The 17,100-nt window shown below is 71.6% G+C and carries 16 protein-coding genes; 9 read left to right on the forward strand and 7 right to left on the reverse strand.

Translation table 11 applies throughout. The features are described from left to right. Positions 1-208: 208 nt before the first annotated feature. Together rarD and ACZ4D5_RS17215 are read right to left on the reverse strand one after the other, a co-directional pair. Positions 209-1,132, reverse strand: coding sequence for an EamA family transporter RarD (rarD, locus tag ACZ4D5_RS17210; RefSeq protein WP_467773576.1), 924 nt, complete (start codon positions 1,130-1,132; stop codon positions 209-211). A gap of 261 nt (positions 1,133-1,393) precedes the next feature. Continuing rightward, a complete protein-coding gene (locus tag ACZ4D5_RS17215) occupies positions 1,394-2,254 on the reverse strand; it encodes an SDR family oxidoreductase (protein WP_467773213.1) in 861 nt (286 codons plus the stop codon). A gap of 112 nt (positions 2,255-2,366) precedes the next feature. On the opposite strand from ACZ4D5_RS17215, the gene ACZ4D5_RS17220 reads away from it, so the two are divergent. After that, the gene (locus ACZ4D5_RS17220; RefSeq protein WP_467773214.1) at positions 2,367-2,747 is read left to right on the forward strand and encodes a winged helix-turn-helix transcriptional regulator; all 381 of its coding nucleotides are present in this window, start codon (positions 2,367-2,369) and stop codon (positions 2,745-2,747) included. 57 nt (positions 2,748-2,804) lie between these two features. On the opposite strand, the gene ACZ4D5_RS17225 is transcribed toward ACZ4D5_RS17220, so the two are convergent. The 5 genes from ACZ4D5_RS17225 to ACZ4D5_RS17245 form a co-directional block, all read right to left on the reverse strand. After that, entirely contained in the window at positions 2,805-3,896 is a 1,092-nt protein-coding gene (locus ACZ4D5_RS17225) for a 2-oxoacid:ferredoxin oxidoreductase subunit beta (protein WP_467773215.1), read from the reverse strand. Beyond that, positions 3,889-5,820, reverse strand: coding sequence for a 2-oxoacid:acceptor oxidoreductase subunit alpha (locus ACZ4D5_RS17230; protein ID WP_467773216.1), 1,932 nt, complete (start codon positions 5,818-5,820; stop codon positions 3,889-3,891). The genes ACZ4D5_RS17225 and ACZ4D5_RS17230 overlap by 8 nt, the downstream gene beginning before the upstream one ends. A gap of 319 nt (positions 5,821-6,139) precedes the next feature. Continuing rightward, positions 6,140-6,799: a LuxR C-terminal-related transcriptional regulator gene (locus tag ACZ4D5_RS17235; protein ID WP_467773217.1), complete on the reverse strand. Its 660-nt coding sequence runs from the start codon at positions 6,797-6,799 to the stop codon at positions 6,140-6,142. Between the two features lie 235 nt (positions 6,800-7,034). Beyond that, positions 7,035-8,393, reverse strand: a complete 1,359-nt coding sequence (locus ACZ4D5_RS17240; RefSeq protein WP_467773218.1) for a sensor histidine kinase — start codon at positions 8,391-8,393, stop codon at positions 7,035-7,037. A 165-nt stretch (positions 8,394-8,558) separates the two neighbouring features. Continuing rightward, on the reverse strand, positions 8,559-9,761 hold the full coding sequence (locus ACZ4D5_RS17245; protein WP_467773219.1) for a sensor histidine kinase: 1,203 nt from the start codon (positions 9,759-9,761) through the stop codon (positions 8,559-8,561). Positions 9,762-10,034: 273 nt separating this feature from the next. On the opposite strand from ACZ4D5_RS17245, the gene ACZ4D5_RS17250 reads away from it, so the two are divergent. Genes ACZ4D5_RS17250 through ACZ4D5_RS17285 form a run of 8 tightly spaced genes read left to right on the forward strand, consistent with a single transcriptional unit; the run spans position 10,035 to position 17,095 of the window. Next, positions 10,035-10,424: an NADH-quinone oxidoreductase subunit A gene (locus tag ACZ4D5_RS17250; protein ID WP_467773220.1), complete on the forward strand. Its 390-nt coding sequence runs from the start codon at positions 10,035-10,037 to the stop codon at positions 10,422-10,424. After that, a complete protein-coding gene (locus ACZ4D5_RS17255; protein ID WP_467773221.1) occupies positions 10,415-11,059 on the forward strand; it encodes an NADH-quinone oxidoreductase subunit B in 645 nt (214 codons plus the stop codon). Before ACZ4D5_RS17250 ends, ACZ4D5_RS17255 begins: the two co-directional genes overlap by 10 nt. Further along, positions 11,056-12,474: an NADH-quinone oxidoreductase subunit C gene (locus ACZ4D5_RS17260; RefSeq protein ID WP_467773222.1), complete on the forward strand. Its 1,419-nt coding sequence runs from the start codon at positions 11,056-11,058 to the stop codon at positions 12,472-12,474. The genes ACZ4D5_RS17255 and ACZ4D5_RS17260 overlap by 4 nt, the downstream gene beginning before the upstream one ends. Then, positions 12,471-13,439: a complex I subunit 1/NuoH family protein gene (locus ACZ4D5_RS17265; protein WP_467773223.1), complete on the forward strand. Its 969-nt coding sequence runs from the start codon at positions 12,471-12,473 to the stop codon at positions 13,437-13,439. The genes ACZ4D5_RS17260 and ACZ4D5_RS17265 overlap by 4 nt, the downstream gene beginning before the upstream one ends. 2 nt (positions 13,440-13,441) lie before the next feature. Continuing rightward, positions 13,442-14,056, forward strand: coding sequence for a NuoI/complex I 23 kDa subunit family protein (locus ACZ4D5_RS17270; protein WP_467773224.1), 615 nt, complete (start codon positions 13,442-13,444; stop codon positions 14,054-14,056). Further along, a complete protein-coding gene (locus tag ACZ4D5_RS17275; RefSeq protein WP_467773225.1) occupies positions 14,053-14,652 on the forward strand; it encodes an NADH-quinone oxidoreductase subunit J family protein in 600 nt (199 codons plus the stop codon). Before ACZ4D5_RS17270 ends, ACZ4D5_RS17275 begins: the two co-directional genes overlap by 4 nt. Continuing rightward, the gene (gene nuoK / locus ACZ4D5_RS17280; protein WP_467773226.1) at positions 14,652-15,089 is read left to right on the forward strand and encodes an NADH-quinone oxidoreductase subunit NuoK; all 438 of its coding nucleotides are present in this window, start codon (positions 14,652-14,654) and stop codon (positions 15,087-15,089) included. Before ACZ4D5_RS17275 ends, nuoK begins: the two co-directional genes overlap by 1 nt. Beyond that, complete coding sequence (locus ACZ4D5_RS17285; protein WP_467773227.1) at positions 15,086-17,095, forward strand: NADH-quinone oxidoreductase subunit 5 family protein; 2,010 nt, start codon at positions 15,086-15,088, stop codon at positions 17,093-17,095. Before nuoK ends, ACZ4D5_RS17285 begins: the two co-directional genes overlap by 4 nt. The last annotated feature ends 5 nt before the right edge of the window (positions 17,096-17,100 follow it).

Genomic DNA, 17,100 nt, shown 5'->3' on the forward strand with positions numbered 1-17,100 from the left:
TCGGCGAGGCGGTCGCCGAGATCTCCAGGCGTGCGGGCGGCCGACGCGCTGCGAGGCCGTCACGCCGGGCCAGTACGTGGCCGAACCGACCGCGGACGGCGTGCCCGAAGGGGCGGCCCGCCCGCTCGCCGACATCCTCGCCCGGCTCGCCGAGGGCCACAACGCGGCGCCCACGACGGGCGCCTGGTCCTGTCCCCGCTCCGGAGCGTCAGACGGCCGGCTCCCGCTCCTCCCGCTCCCCGCGGGCGGCGGCCTCGGCCGAAGCCGTGGCGGCGGCCTCCTTCGCGGCAGCCACCCGCACCGCGTTCCGCCGCGCCGTGCGCAGCGCGTCCCACGTGAGCAGCGACAGCGCCAGCCACACGAGGCCGAAGCCCGCCCAGCGCTCGGCAGGCATCGCCTCGTGGAAGTACAGGATCCCGAGCAGGAACTGGAAGACGGGCGCGAGGTACTGCAGCAGCCCCAGGGTGGACAGCGGCACCCGGATCGCCGCGGCCCCGAAGCAGACCAGGGGCGCGGCGGTCACCACGCCGGTGGCGGCGAGCAGCGCCGCGTGCCCGGCGCCCTCCGTGCCGAACACGAGGTCGCCCTGCGTGCCGAGCCACACCAGATAGCCGACGGCGGGCAGGAACTGCACGGCGGTCTCGGCGGCGAGCGACTCCAGACCGCCGAGGTTGACCTTCTTCTTGACCAGGCCGTACGTCGCGAAGGAGAAGGCGAGGACGAGCGAGATCCACGGCGGCCTGCCGTACCCGAAGGCGAGCACGAGCACCGCGGCGAGGCCGACGCCGACCGCCGTCCACTGCACGGGCCGCAGCCGCTCGCCGAGCAGCAGGACACCCATGGCGATGGTGACGAGGGGGTTGATGAAGTAGCCGAGCGAGGCTTCCACGACGTGGCCGGAGTTCACGGACCAGATGTAGACGCCCCAGTTGACGGTGATGACCCCCGCGGCGACCACCACCAGGCCCAACCTGCGCGGCTGGCGCAGCAGTTCACGCGCCCAGTCCCAGCGCCGTACGAAGAGCAGCGCGATGCCGACCACGACGAGCGACCAGGCCATCCGGTGGGCGAGGATCTCGGCGGCTCCGGCCGGTTTGAGGAGCGGCCAGAAGAGGGGGACGAGGCCCCACATCCCGTAGGCCGCGAAGCCGTTCAGCAGCCCTATGCGCTGCTCGCCCCTCGACTGCCCGGCTGCTCCGCTGTCCACGGCATCTCCTTCGTGCACGGCAGCCCCACGCTGCACTCCAGAAGGTAGCGCCGAGCACCCCCGGATGTCATGCCCGTAAGAGAGAGACACTCATGACACGGCGGCACTCATGACACGGCGGCACTCATGACACGGCGGCACTCATGACACGGAGGGGCTCATGACACGGAGACGCTCACGACACGGTCACCCCCGCAGCGCCACGGACACGGCGTCGGCCATCGGCGTGGTCGGCCGGCCGATCAGCCGCGCCAGATCCCCGCTCGTCCCGGCAAGGCGCCCCCGCGCCACCGCCGCGTCCACATCGACGAGAACCGCGGCCATGGCCTCGGGAACCCCCGCCCCGGTCAGCACGGCGAGGTGCTGTGCGGCGGGGACGTTCGCGTACGAGATGTCCTTGCCGCTCTGCGCCGCGACCTCGGCGGCGTACTCGGCGAGGCTCCACGCGACGTCGCCGCTCAGTTCGTAGGCCCTGCCCTCGTGGCCCTCGCCGGTCAGCACGGCGACGGCGGCCGCGGCGTAGTCGGCGCGCGAGGCGGAGGCGATCCGGCCCTCGCCCGCCGAGCCGACGACGGCGCCGTGCTCCAGGACGGGGGCGAGGTGCTCGGTGTAGTTCTCGTGGTACCAGCCGTTGCGCAGGAACGTGTACGGCAGCCCCGAGTCGAGGATCAACCGCTCGGTCACCTTGTGCTCGGCCGCCAGGTCGAAGTCGGCGTCGGGGCCGCCGAGGATGCCCGTGTACGCGAGCAGCGCGACGCCCGCCTCGCGCGCCGCGTCGACGACCGCGCGGTGCTGCGGCACCCGCTGCCCGACCTCGCTGCCGGAGATCAGCAGCACGCGGTCGCCCGCGGCGAAGGCGCCGCGCAGGGTCTCGGGGGCGCTGTAGTCGGCGACCCGCAGCTCGACCCCGTGCTCGGCGAGGCCGGCGGCCTTCTCCTTGTTCCGGACGACGGCCGCGATCTCTCCGGCGGGGACCCCGGCGGCGAGCAGCCCTTCGACGACGAGACGGCCGAGGTGCCCGGTGGCTCCGGTGACGACGATGCTCATGTCTGAAATCTCCTGGTGAGTAACGCTTCAATCCGCTTCGGTGCGGTCTGCCACTCACCCTAGCCCTGGCGCTAACTATTCGTAAGTACCCACTTTGAAGTAAGGTACTTGCATGGTCGTAAGCAACCCGAAGCCGGGCGCCGAGGCGATGTGCCCCTACCGCCTGGTCCTGGAGCACGTCACCAGCCGCTGGGGCGTCCTCGTCCTGATCGCGCTCGAAGAGCGCTCGTACCGCTTCAGCGAGCTGCGCCGCGCCATCAACGAGACCAGCAGGGTCAGCGAGAAGTCGCTGACCCAGACCCTGCAGACCCTGGAGCGCGACGGCCTCGTGCACCGCGACGCCAAGCCGGTCATCCCGCCCCGCGTCGACTACTCCCTCACGGAGCTCGGCCGCGAGGCCGCCGCGCAGGTCAGGACCCTCGCCACCTGGACGGAACGGCGGATGGACGACGTACAGAAGGCGCGTCGGGCATACGACGAAGCCCGGTCCTGAGGGATCAGGACCGGGCTTCGTGCGAAACGACCGCGCAGTGACGCGGAGCGGGTCGGGCTAGCCGATCACCGTCCACGTGTCCCCACCGGCGAGCAACGCGGCCAGGTCGCCCTTGCCGTTCTGTTCGATGGCGGTGTCGAGCTGGTCGGCCATGAGCGTGTCGTAGACCGGACGGTCGACGTTGCGGAAGACGCCGATCGGGGTGTGGTGCAGGGTGTCCGGGTCGGCGAGGCGCGAGAGCGCGAAGGCCGTGGTCGGCGACGCGGAGTGCGCGTCGTGGACCAGGATGTCGGACTCGTTCTCCGGCGTGACCGCGACGACCTTGAGGTCGCCGGTCACCGCGTCGCGCACGACGCCCTTCGACTGCTCGGTGCCGAAGCGGATCGGCTGCCCGTGCTCCAGGCGGATCACCGCCTCCTCGGCCTGCTGCTTGTCCTTGAGGACCTCGAAGGCGCCGTCGTTGAAGATGTTGCAGTTCTGGTAGATCTCCACCAGCGCGGTGCCGGGGTGCTCGGCGGCCTCGCGGAGCACCTGCGTCAGGTGCTTGCGATCGGAGTCGACCGTCCGTGCCACGAAGGACGCCTCGGCGCCGATCGCGAGCGAGACCGGGTTGAAGGGCGCGTCCAGGGAGCCCATCGGCGTCGACTTGGTGATCTTGCCGACTTCCGACGTGGGGCTGTACTGGCCCTTGGTGAGGCCGTAGATCCGGTTGTTGAACAGCAGGATCTTCAGGTTCACGTTGCGGCGCAGGGCGTGGATCAGGTGGTTGCCGCCGATGGAGAGCGCGTCGCCGTCGCCGGTCACCACCCACACGCTCAAGTCCCGCCTGGAGGAGGCGAGTCCGGTGGCGATGGCCGGGGCGCGGCCGTGGATGGAGTGCATCCCGTACGTGTTCATGTAGTACGGGAAGCGCGAGGAGCAGCCGATCCCGGAGACGAAGACGATGTTCTCCTTCGCCAGGCCCAGCTCGGGCATGAAGCCCTGCACCGCGGCAAGCACGGCGTAGTCACCGCAGCCGGGGCACCAGCGCACCTCCTGGTCGGACTTGAAGTCCTTCATGGACTGCTTGGCCTCGGCCTTGGGCACCAGGGAAAGCGCTTCGATCGTGCTCCCGGTCCCCTCCGACTCGGCCGTCTTCGTGTCAGCCATCGATGGCCTCCTTGAGAGCCGTGGCGAGCTGCTCGGCCTTGAACGGCATTCCGTTGACCTGGTTGTACGAGACCGCGTCCACCAGATACGTCGCGCGGATCAGTGTGGCGAGCTGACCGAGGTTCATCTCGGGGATCACCACCTTGTCGTAACGCTTGAGGACCTCACCCAGATTCCGCGGGAAGGGGTTGAGGTGGCGCAGATGGGCCTGGGCGATGGGCACGCCCGCCGCGCGCAGCCTGCGCACGGCCGCGGTGATCGGCCCGTACGTCGAACCCCAGCCGAGGACGAGGGTCCTGGCGTCGCCGCCGGCGTCGTCGACCTCCAGGTCCGGCACCTCGATGCCGTCGACCTTGGCCTGGCGGGTGCGGACCATGAAGTCGTGGTTGGCCGGGTCGTAGGAGATGTTGCCCGTGCCGTCCTGCTTCTCGATGCCGCCGATGCGGTGCTCCAGGCCCGGCGTGCCGGGGATGGCCCACGGGCGGGCGAGCGTCTGCGGGTCGCGCTTGTAGGGCCAGAACACCTCGGTGCCGTCGGCGTCGGTGTGGTTGGGCCCGGACGCGAACTGCACGCGCAGGTCGGGCAGTTCGTCCACCTCGGGGATCCGCCACGGCTCGGAGCCGTTGGCCAGATAGCCGTCGCTCAGGAGGAAGACCGGCGTGCGGTACGTGACCGCGATACGGGCCGCCTCAAGGGCCGCGTCGAAGCAGTCCGCCGGCGTCTTCGGCGCCACGATCGGCACCGGCGCCTCGCCGTTGCGGCCGTACATCGCCTGGAGGAGGTCCGCCTGCTCGGTCTTGGTCGGCAGTCCGGTCGAGGGGCCGCCGCGCTGGATGTCGACGATCAGCAGCGGCAGTTCGAGGCTGACCGCGAGGCCGATGGTCTCCGACTTGAGCGCCACGCCGGGGCCGGAGGTCGTCGTCACCGCGAGGGATCCGCCGAAGGCCGCGCCCAGGGCCGCGCCGATGCCCGCGATCTCGTCCTCGGCCTGGAACGTGCGGACGCCGAAGTTCTTGTGCTTCGACAGCTCGTGCAGGATGTCGGAGGCCGGGGTGATCGGGTAACTGCCCAGGTAGAGCGGCAGATCCGCCTGCCGTCCCGCCGCGATGAGGCCGTAGGACAGCGCGAGGTTCCCGGAGATGTTGCGGTAGGTGCCGGTCGGGAACGCCTGTGCGGCCGGGGCGACCTCGTACGAGACGGCGAAGTCCTCGGTGGTCTCGCCGAAGTTCCAACCCGCGTGGAACGCCGCGATGTTGGCCTCGGCGATCTCCGGCTTCTTGGCGAACTTGGTCCGCAGGAACTTCTCGGTTCCCTCGGTCGGCCGGTGGTACATCCACGACAGCAGGCCGAGTGCGAACATGTTCTTGGACCGGCCCGCGTCCTTGCGGGAGAGGTCGAACTCCTTGAGGGCCTCCACCGTCAGCGTGGTCAGCGGCACGGGGTGCACGCTGTAGCCGTCCAGGGAGCCGTCCTCCAGGGGGGATACGTCGTAACCCACCTTCTGCATCGCCCGCTTGGAGAACTCGTCGGTGTTGACGATGATCTCCGCGCCGCGCGGCACGTCGGCGATGTTCGCCTTCAGGGCCGCCGGGTTCATCGCCACCAGGACGTTCGGCGCGTCACCCGGAGTGAGGATGTCGTGATCGGCGAAGTGCAGCTGGAAGGAGGACACGCCCGGCAGTGTCCCGGCCGGTGCCCGGATCTCGGCCGGGAAGTTCGGCAGCGTCGACAGGTCGTTGCCGAAGGACGCCGTCTCCGAAGTGAACCGGTCGCCCGTGAGCTGCATACCGTCACCGGAGTCACCCGCGAAACGGATGATCACCCGGTCCAGGCGGCGCACATCTTTGTCACCCGCAGGCTTGCGTTGCTCTCCGACGACTGCTCCGTCGGCCTGCTCGGCTTGGCTACTGACCTGGCTGGTCACTGAACTGGACCTCCCTCGAGGCGACTGAGCGGAGACGCCAGGACGACCGGCGTTCCCAGGGCCCACCCTACGTCCGCAAGGGGTGCCCACCCGGGGTAGCTCGTATTCCGGACGCCTTTTTGAGACGCCCTGATGCCCTGATCTGCCATGGTTTGCCTCGCCCCCCGCCCCTTCGTGGATGACGCTCCCCGCTCATCCTTTGGTTCTAGGACTTCACTTCGGCTGTCTGTACCTGACTGTGGCGCTGAACTGTGGCTGATACGGCTGTGGCTGTGTGTGGTTTTCGGCCCCGGGCGATATCTGACAGGGTGTCAGTTCGTCATGAGTTGAGGTAGGTGAGGACCGCGAGCACCCGGCGGTGATCCCCGTCACTCTGGGACAGGCCGAGCTTCAGGAAGATGTTGCTCACGTGCTTCTCGACGGCGCCGTCGCTCACCACGAGCTGCCGGGCGATCGCCGAGTTCGTCCGTCCTTCGGCCATCAGGCCGAGTACCTCGCGCTCGCGCGGTGTAAGCCCGGCGAGCACGTCCTGCTTGCGGCTGCGGCCGAGCAGCTGCGCCACGACCTCCGGGTCGAGCGCCGTGCCGCCCTCGGCCACCCGCACCACCGCGTCGACGAACTCCCGCACCTCCGCGACCCGGTCCTTGAGCAGATAGCCCACGCCCCGGCTCGACCCGGCGAGCAGCTCGGTCGCGTACTGCTCCTCGACGTACTGCGAAAGGACCAGGACCCCGAGCCCCGGATGCTGGTGGCGCAGATACACCGCGGCCCGCACCCCCTCGTCGGTGTGTGTCGGAGGCATCCGTACGTCGGCGACGACCACGTCCGGCAGGGCGTCCTGCGCGGCGAGCTCGGTGATGGTCTTGATCAGAGCCTCCGCATCGCCCACACCGGCGACCACGTCGTGCCCGCGGTCGGTCAGCAGCCGGGTCAGGCCCTCCCGAAGCAGCACTGAATCCTCGGCGATGACCACCCGCACTTTTTCCTCCACTTTTTGGCCCCCCGGCGCGCTTGTCTGGCCCGCGCCCCTCCGACGCCTCTCGCGTCGGACGAACACTCGGCACCTCAGTATCGCGCGATCCGCGGCGGCCCACCGGCTCGTGGCCGGACTGCCCGGCCCCTCCGGCGCCGCTCTGTCGTCGCCCCGACACGCGCGGCCCCCGGTTCGGCGTGCGAACCGGGGGCCGCGCGGGGGCGGGAGGCGGGCCCGGGCGTCAGGCCTGGCGCCACGGCAGCTCGGCCGTGACCGTGGTCGGACCGCCCGCGGGGGAGTCGACCACCAGGATCCCGTCGACCGCGTCGAGCCGTTCGGCGAGCCCCGCGAGACCGGAGCCCGCCGAGACGTCGGCGCCGCCGGTGCCGTTGTCGGTGACCTGGAGCATCAGCCGGTCATCGGCCCGCCAGACGTCGACGGAGCCCTGCGTCGCGCGGCTGTGCTTGCTGATGTTCTGCAGGAGCTCGGAGACCGTGAAGTACGCGATGCCCTCGATGGCGGCCGCGGGGCGGCTCGTCAGGTCCACCTCCACCTGGACCGGCACCGTGCAGCGGGCGGCCAGCGCGGAGAGCGCCGCGTCCAGACCCCGGTCGGTGAGGACCGCGGGGTGGATGCCGCGGGCCAGGTCGCGCAGCTCCTGGAGGGCGACCTTCACCTCGCCGTGCGCCTCGTCCACCATGCGCGCCGCGGCCTGCGGGTCCTCGGCCAGCTTCTCCTTGGCCAGACCCAGGTCCATGGCGAGGGCGACCAGGCGGGCCTGCGCGCCGTCGTGCAGATCGCGCTCGATGCGGCGCAGGTCGGCGGCGGCGGTGTCCACGACCACGCCGCGGTCCGACTCCAGCTCGACGACGCGGCTCGCGAGCCGCGAGGGGCCGAGCAGCCCGAACACCAGCACGCGGTCCACGGTCGTCAGGGCCCGCAGGATCCACGGGGCGGCCAGCGTGATCAGCAGGCCGATCGCCGTAGTGACGCCGATCTCGAAGGGGTTGTCGAGATAGACGCTGTGGTTGTCGTCGCCGTACAGCTGGAGGCCGCCTTGGCCCCCGTACATCGGGAAGAGCCAGAACCACACCGGGTACGTGAGGAGCAGCCAGCCCATCGACCAGAAGACCGTGGCCACGACGGAGGAGAAGATCGACCACGGCATCAGGATCAGCGAGTAGAGCGTGTGCCGCCAGGACGCACCGCTCTTGAGCACGGCCCCGATCAGCGCGAGCGCGCCGCCGTTCTTGGGGCGCAGCGGCTCGGGGGACGCGACGTCCAGGTCGAGCAGCGCCCGCGCCCGGGTCCGCTCCAGGGCGCCGATGCCACGGCAGCCGGCCAGACCGGCCGCGAGCACCGGGATGCCGATGAAGGTGATCAGCAGACCCGCGCCGAGCGAGAGCATCGTGATCGCGAAGACGAAGGTCGCGATGCCGATCGGCAGGCTCAGCAGGGTGTACCCGAACTCCTTCCAGGCGCGGGCCTCGATTGGTGCGCGCAGCCCCGCGGGCAGCCGGTGCCGCCGCCGCTCGACGTCGCCTTCCCGGGAGTCCGGCCGGTCCATGTGCGCGTACCCCTGTCCGTACTCCGTGGCCATCGTTGCCGTCCGTTTCTGCTTCTCAAGTCCTGCTTCTGCTTCTCAAGTCCTGCGCGAGCTGTCTGGTCGTCCTGCGCGAGCTGTCTGGTCGCCGTGGTTCAAGACTCCCCTCGGGGGCGGTCTCGGACCATGGAGCGCGTCGGCGTCTTCGACCGGGGGTTTTCCCTACCTCCGGGGCGAGGAGCGGGGCGCGGCGGTGTCGCCCGCGCGCTCGCGCCACGGGAGCTCCGCCGTGATCGTCGTGGGCCCGCCCACCGGAGAGTCGATCACGAAGAGCCCGTCGACCGCACCGAGCCGGTCCGCGAGCCCGGCCATACCGGTGCCGCCGTCGAGGCCGGCCCCGCCGCGCCCGTCGTCCCACACCTGGATGAGCAGCCGGTCCCGCGCCCGCCACACCTCGACGCTCGCCGTCCGCGCGCCGCTGTGTTTGCTGATGTTCTGCAGGAGCTCGGAGACCGTGAAGTACGCGATGCCCTCGATGGCGGCCGCGGGGCGCGTCGGCAGGTCGGCGGTCACCTTCACCGGCACGGTGCAGCGGGCGGCCAGCGAGGAGAGCGCCGCGTTCAGGCCACGGTCGGTGAGGACCGCGGGGTGGATGCCGCGGGCCAGGTCGCGCAGCTCCTGGAGGGCCAGCTTCACCTCGCCGTGCGCCTCGTCGACCATCGCCGCCGCGGCGTCGGGGTCCTCCAGGAGCTTCTCCTTGGCGAGGCCGAGCCCCATGGCGAGGGCGACCAGGCGGGCCTGCGCGCCGTCGTGCAGATCGCGCTCGATGCGGCGCAGATCGGCGGCGGCGGTGTCCACGACCACGCCCCGGTCGGACTCCAGTTCGGCGATGCGCCGCTCCAACTCGTCGGAGGGGCAGAGCAGTCCGCGCACCATCGCCCGGTCGACGTTGGCGAGGCCGCGCACCACGAAGGGCAGCACCGGCCAGAGCACGATGAGCCCCACCAGGGTCACGCCGAAGGTGAGCACGGCCCAGGGCAGCCGGATGAACGCGTACAGCATGGTCCGCCAGCCCACCGGGTCCTTCACGCTCGACCACAGCCAGCCGAGGAAGCCGTGCCCGCCGAACCCCGGCATCCGGCTCGGCTCGTCCACCCGCACGCCGAGCAGCTTCCTGGCCCGCGCCCGCTCGAACCGGCCCAGCAGGCGCGCGCCTTGCAGCGCCACCGCGAGCAGCGGCAGACCGACGACCGTCACGGTCAGGCCGACACCCAGGGCCAGCGAGGACACCGCGTAGACGAAGCCGACGATGCCGATCGGGAGGTTCGCGAGGAGGTGGGCGACCTCCTTCCAGGTGCTCCCGTTGTACGCGAAGAACGCGGGCGCCGGGCGGTCGTCGTGCGGGGACGTGGTGCTTGCGGTCATACGCGCAAGGGTGCCCGCCCCGCCGCCGCGACGCCATGAGGACGGCCGCCAGGACGGAGGGGGGATAACCCCACCCCCGGCGGGGCCTGACGGGACGTTCCGCTCTGACCGAAGCGTGACCTTGTGCCCTGACGGATGCGTGACGCTCTGCTTACCGAGGCTTTAGCAGGCCCTAGACTCCCGTGCGTACAGATCGTCGAACAGGTCGACAACGAGGACGGTCAGGAGTGAAGGCCGACGTGAGTGAGGGGCTGACGTGAGTGAGGGGCTGACGTGCACGTGACGAGCGTCGCGGCGAGCTACTACCAGTCGTACTCCGTCGTCGGGCTGCTCGCCGTCGTGGGCGTGCTGTTCGTCGCCGTCGCCTTCGGCGCGGGACGGCTGCTGCGCCCGGTGGTGCCGACCCCGGAGAAACTCCTGACGTACGAGTGCGGTGTCGACCCCGTCGGTGAGGGCTGGGCCCACACCCAGGTCCGCTACTACGTCTACGCGTTCCTCTACGTGATCTTTGCCGTCGACTCGATCTTCCTCTTCCCCTGGGCGACGGTCTTCGCCGAGCCCGGCTACGGCGCGACGACGCTCGTGGAGATGTTCATCTTCCTCGGCTTCCTCGCCGTGGGCCTGCTGTACGCATACAAGAAGGGCGTCCTGACGTGGACGTGACCCCCGAGCCCGTTCTGCCCGAGCCCGTGCCGCACGAGCCCGTCCCGCACGAGCCCGTGCCGCTCCCCGAGCCGAAGAGGCTGGGCGCGCTCGCCCGCCTCGCCCCTGAGCCGATGAAGGTGGTCCTCAACTGGGGCCGCCGCTACTCGCTCTGGGTCTTCAACTTCGGCCTCGCCTGCTGCGCCATCGAGTTCATCGCCGCGTCGATGGCCCGCCACGACTTCATCCGCCTCGGCGTGATCCCGTTCGCACCGGGCCCGCGCCAGGCCGACCTGATGGTCGTCTCCGGCACCGTCACCGACAAGATGGCCCCGGCCGTCAAGCGCCTGTACGAGCAGATGCCCGAGCCGAAGTACGTCATCTCCTTCGGCGCCTGCTCCAACTGCGGCGGCCCCTACTGGGACTCGTACTCCGTCACCAAGGGCGTCGACCAGATCATCCCCGTCGACGTGTACGTGCCCGGCTGCCCGCCCCGCCCCGAGGCGCTGCTCCAGGGCATCCTCAAGCTCCAGGAGAAGATCGCGCGGGAGTCGCTGGGGGAGCGGTACGGCAACGGATCCGGCGCCCGCCCCTCGGCGGCCGCGCTGCAGAGCGGCCTCGTGAAGCCGCCCGCGCCGGGGGAGGCCACGGCATGACCGGCTGGCTGCCGAGCCCCGTCGAGGAGCTCTTCGGCGAGGAGGCCACGGCCGAGGAGTCGTACGACGTCCTGACGGTCGACGTCCCCGCGGCCTCCTGGACCACGGCCCTGGAGACCGCCCGCACCACGCTCTCCTGCACCTACTTCGACTGGCTGAGCGCGGTCGACGAACCGGGCACGGGCTTCCGCGTCGCCGCCCACGTCGTCGCGCTCTCCCCGGTACGACGCCTCCTCCTCCGTACGACGGTCCCGCACGACGCCCCGGTGCTCGCCTCCGCGGTCGACGTGTACGCGGGCGCGGCCTGGCACGAGCGCGAGACGCACGAGATGTTCGGCGTGACGTTCGACGGTCACCCCGGCCTGACGCCGCTTCTCCTCCCCGAGAGCTTCGAAGGCCACCCCCTGCGCAAGGACTTCGTGCTCGCCGCCCGCGTCGCGAAGGCCTGGCCGGGCGCCAAGGAGCCGGGGGAGTCGGAGCACGGCGGCCCCAAGCGCCGCCAGATGCTCCCGCCCGGCGTCCCCGACCCGAACGAGTGGGGCCCCCTGAAGGGCCAACTCCCGGCGGCTCCGGCACGTCCGGCGCGCGGGGCGGGGCGGGCGGCGGGCGCGGGCGCCGGCGCCGCGGGCCGCGCGGCGGGGGGCGAACGCCCGCCCCGCAGAACCCGCTCGGTCAGCCAGGGCTCGGCAAGCCAGGCCACGGCAGGAACCCAGCCGACCGCCGAGGCCCGGCCCACCACTGGGGCTCAGCCCACCACTGGGGCTCAGCCCACCACCGGGGCACAGCCCACCACCGGGGCACAGCCCACCACCGGGGCACAGCCCACCACGGGTCAGCCGGAGGCCCCGGCAGCCCGCCCCCCGAGGCGCTCGCGCAGCGTGAGCCAGGGCTCGGCATCCCAGAGGGCGGCGACGCCCCCCTCGGAACCGAAGCCGGAAACCTCCCAGGCGGGCGCCCCGGAGCCGAAGCCGGAAGCAGCCTCGGGGGCGACCCCCGAGCCGAAGCCGGAGCTCACGCCTGAGGTGAAGCCGGAGCTCACCTCCGAGGCGAAGCCGAAGCCCGCGCAGCCCTCGGCTCCGCGTACCTCCGACGCCCCGTGGCACCACGCCCGCCCGGCCTTCGACACCCCGGACAAGCCCGCCCCGGACAAGCCCGCCCCGACCGAGCAACCGACCCCAGCCAAGCCCCCGACCCCCAAGCCGGAGGCCGAGGCGGAGCCTGAGCCCGTGACGGAGCCCGAGCCCGAGGCGGCGGCAAAGCCGGAGCCCGACCTCAAGCCCGACGCCGAGCCCGAGCCTGATCCCGAGCCCAAGCCTGCCCCTGAGGCCAACCCCGAGCCTGACCCCGAGGCCACGCCCGCGCCCCAGACCGACGCCACGCCCCAGACCGACGAATGCCCCGGAGGCACCGAGTGAACGACGCCCTCGACGTCGCCTTGCGCCTCGTCATCGTCTTCGCGGTGTTCCTGGTCCTGCCCCTCGTCATCGGCCAGACCGAACACAAGGTGATGGCCCACATGCAGGGCCGCCTCGGCCCCATGTACGCCGGCGGCTTCCACGGCTGGGCCCAACTCGTCGCCGACGGCGTCAAGTTCGCCCAGAAGGAAGACGTCGTCCCGGCCGAGGCCGACCGCCGCGTCTTCCAACTGGCCCCCGCGATCGCCCTCCTGCCCTACCTCCTCGTACTCGTGGCGATCCCGATCGGCCCCGGCGAGGGCGCGGTCGGCGAGGTCGTCGACGCGGGCATCTTCTTCGTGCTCGCGGTGATGGGCGTCGGCGTACTCGGCTCGCTCATGGCCGGCTGGGCCAGCGCCAACAAGTTCTCCCTCCTCGGCGGCCTCCGCACCGCCGCCCAGCTCCTCGCCTACGAACTCCCGATGCTGCTCGCCGCCGCCTCGGTCGCGATGGCCGCGGGAACGGTCTCCCTGCCCGGCATCGTCGACGCCTTCGAGTGGTGGTGGCTGCCCTGGCAGATCGTCGGCGCGCTCGTCTTCTTCGTCGCGGGCCTCGCCGAACTGCAGCGCCCGCCCTTCGACATGCCGGTCGCCGACTCCGAGATCATCTTCGGCGCCTACACCGAGTACACGGGCCTGCGCTTCGCCCTCTTCCTCCTCGCCGAGTACGCCGGAATCGTCGTCCTGTGCGGCCTGACCACCGTCCTGTTCCTCGGCGGCTGGCACGGCCCCTGGGGCGCCGACGGCCTCGGCTGGGTCTGGACCCTGCTGAAGACGGCCGTCCTCGCCTTCGTGGTCATCTGGCTGCGCGTGTCCTACCCCCGTCTCCGCGAGGACCAGCTCCAGAAGTTCTCCTGGACCCTCCTCGTCCCGCTCGCCCTCGCGCAGATCGCGCTCACCGGAATCGTGAAGGTGGCGATCTCCTAACCATGGCCCCCTCTCTCCCGCCCACCCGGTCCCGCATCCCCGGATCCGGCCTGGCCAAGGGCCTCGCCGTCACCCTCCGCACGATGACGAGGAAGACCGTCACCGAGCAGTACCCGGAGCACCAGCCCGAACTGCCGCCCCGCACCCGCGGCGTCATCGGCCTGTTCGAGGAGAACTGCACGGTCTGCATGCTGTGCGCCCGCGAGTGCCCGGACTGGTGCATCTACATCGACTCCCACAAGGAGACGGTGCCGCCCGCCGCCCCCGGCGGGCGCGAGCGCAGCCGCAACGTCCTCGACCGCTTCGCCATCGACTTCTCCCTCTGCATGTACTGCGGCATCTGCATCGAGGTCTGCCCCTTCGACGCCCTGTTCTGGTCCCCGGAGTTCGAGTACGCCGAGACCGACATCCACGAACTCACCCACGAGCGCGACAAGCTCCGCGAGTGGATGTGGACGGTCCCCGCCCCGCCCGCCCTGGACCCCGGCGCCGAGGAGCCGAAGGAACTCGCCGCCGCCCGCAAGGCCGCCGAGAAACTGGCCGCCGCCGAGCAGGCGGCGGCCGAGCAGGCCGGCGCCCAAGAGACGTCCGAGCCCGGACCGCAGGGGGACGCGTGACGTTCGCAGCAGCCTCCACGACGGCCGCGAAGGCCGCCGGGACCCACGGCTTCCTCTCCCCGACCGGCGTCGAGATCGCCTTCCTCCTGGTCGGCCTCGTCACCCTCGGCGCGGCGGTCGTCACCGTCACGACCAAGCAGCTGGTGCACGCCGCGCTGTGGCTGGTGGTCGCGCTCGGCGGCCTCGCCGTCGAGTACCTCCTGCTGACCGCCGAGTTCATCGCCTGGGTGCAGGTCCTCATCTACGTCGGTTCCGTCGTCGTCCTCCTCCTCTTCGGACTGATGCTCACCAGGGCGCCCATCGGCCGCTCCCCGGACGCCGACTCGGGCAACCGCCCGGTCGCGCTCGCCGTGGCGCTCGCCGCTGCCGCCGCCCTGGTCTGGGTCGTCGTGGACGCCTTCCGCACCACGGTGATCGACCTGGACGGCGCCGCCCAGGGCTCCACCGACGTGACCGGATCGATCCTCTTCCGGCACTGGGTGCTCCCCTTCGAGGCGCTCTCGGTCCTCCTGCTCGCCGCCCTCGTCGGCGCGATCGTCCTGTCCCGCAAGAAGGCCGCCCAGGACCACGCCCAGGACCAGGAGGAGAACCGCTGATGCACCTCCACCTCGCCTATCCCGCCGTCCTCGCCGTCCTCCTCTTCTGCGTCGGCCTGTACGGCGTGCTCGCCCGCCGCAACGCGATCCTGGTCCTGATGTCCGTCGAGCTGATGCTCAACGCCGTCAACCTCAACCTGGTCGCCTTCGACGTCTGGCTCCGCGACTCCCTCCACGCGGGACAGGCCCTGACCCTCTTCACCATCGCCATCGCCGCGGCCGAGATCGGCATCGGCCTCGCGATCGTCCTGGCGGTCTACCGCAACCGCGGCAGCTCCGCCGTCGACGACCTCCGCGACACCGCCGAGGGCCCCGACGACCCCGACGACGGCGACGACGACGCCGAGGGCGCCACCGCCGAAGAGCCCACCCAGGCACAGAAGTCGCAGAAGACGCAGCAGGCGCAGACGTCGCAGAAGGCTGAGGCCACCGCGTGACCACGACCACCCTCGCCGTCCTCGTCCCCCTCCTTCCGTTCCTGGGCGCGGTCGCGGGCCTGCTGCTCGGCCGCACGGTCCCCGGCCTCGTACGCCCCCTCGCGGTGCTGCCCACCCTCACGGCCCTGCTCCTCGCCGTGCTCGTGGCCGTCCGCCAGGGCGGCGGCACCGGCGGCGGGACGGCCCCGCTCGACGCCGCCACCGAACTCACCCCGACGGGCTCGGTCCCCATCGAGCTCGCCCTGCACATCGACGGTTTCGCCGCCCTCGTCGCCGTCCTGGTCGGCGTCGTCGCCTCGTGCGTGCAGATCTACTCGACGGGCTACCTCCGCGAGGACCCGCGCTACCCCTCGTACGCCGCTCTCGTCTCCCTCTTCACCTCCGCGATGCTGCTCGTCGTCTACTCCGGCGACCTGATGGTGCTCCTGGTCGGCTGGGAGATCATGGGCATCTGCTCGTACTTCCTGGTCGGCCACTACTGGGAGACGCCCGAGGCACGCGCGGCCTCTCTGAAGGCGTTCCTGGTCACCAAGCTCGGTGATGTCCCCTTCCTGATCGGCCTGTTCGCGCTCGCCGTCGACACGGGCTCGTTCCGCATCACGACGATCCTCGCGACGGTCGCGGACGGCGGCCTCGACCACCCGACCCTGATCGCGCTGCTGCTCCTCGCGGGCGTGGCCGGCAAGTCCGCGCAGTTCCCGCTGCACACCTGGCTGCCCGACGCGATGGCGGGCCCCACGCCCGTCTCCGCGCTGATCCACGCCGCGACGATGGTCGCCGCCGGTGTCTACTTCGTGGCCCGGCTCCTCCCGGTCTTCGCCGCCTCCGCGGCGGCCCTGGTCGTCCTCGCCGTCATGGCCGCCGTGACCATGGCGGGCTCGGCCCTCGCCGCGCTCGCCCAGGACGACATCAAGCGCGTCCTCGCGTACTCGACGATCGGCCAGCTCGGCTACATGACCGGCGCCCTCGCCGTCGGCGACCGCGGTGCCGCCGTCTTCCACCTCCTGTCGCACGGCGCCTTCAAGGCGCTCCTGTTCCTCGCGGCGGGCGTGATCATCCACGCCGCCGGCACCAACTCCCTTGCCGCCATGTCCCGCATGAAGGGGCTGCGCGACCGCGTCCCGGACGCCTACTGGACGATGACCGTGGCGCTCCTCGCGCTCGCCGCGATCCCGCCGTTCAGCGGCTTCTTCTCCAAGGAGGCGGTGCTCGGCGCCGCCGAGCACACGGTCACGGGCCACGCCGAGTCCGCGCCCACCGCGGCGGGCTGGATCGTCCTGGTCGCCGGTCTGCTCACCGCCCTCCTCACCGCCGCCTACGCGACGCGTCTGTGGCTGCTCGCCTTCCACGGCAGGGGAGCCGAGGCCCCCGACCACGGGAAGCAGCCGATCGCCATGACCGCCGTGCTCTGGGTGCTCGCCGTCCCCTCCCTCGCCTTCGGTCTCGCCGTCGGCGTCCTGCCGGACTGGTTCGACGGCCACGCACTCGCCCCGACGCTCACGACCTCGGTCCTGGGCACGGGCTTCGCCCTCGTCGGAGCCCTCGTCACCTACGGCGCGTGGCGGCACACCACGTCGCTCGCCGCCCGGGTCCCGATGGGCGCGGTCGCCGCGACCCCGGACGGCGACGGCGGCCTCGTCGAGGCGGAGGCCATCGCCACCCACGCCCCCGCGTACGGAGACCTGGCCTCGGCACCCGACCCGGCCGACCCCGGCCGCCTGCTGCTCGGCCCGCTGCACCGCCACGCCGCCGTCGGCTTCCACCTCGACGCCGTCTACGCCGCCCTGTTCGTACGGCCCGTCCAGGCCTCCGCGCGCCTCGTCCGCTTCCTCGACCGCGAGGTCGTGGAGACGTACGTACGCGGCGCGGGCGCGGCACCCCGCTGGCTCGGCGCGGCGGTCCGCCGCACGCAGACCGGCAACGTGCAGACCTATCTGAGCGCGCTGCTCGCAGGCACGGTCGTCCTGGCCGTCGCCGCCGTCCTCGTCGCCACCGCCGGAGCGTGAGCAGC

This window comes from Streptomyces sp. NPDC025651, assembly GCF_055558735.1.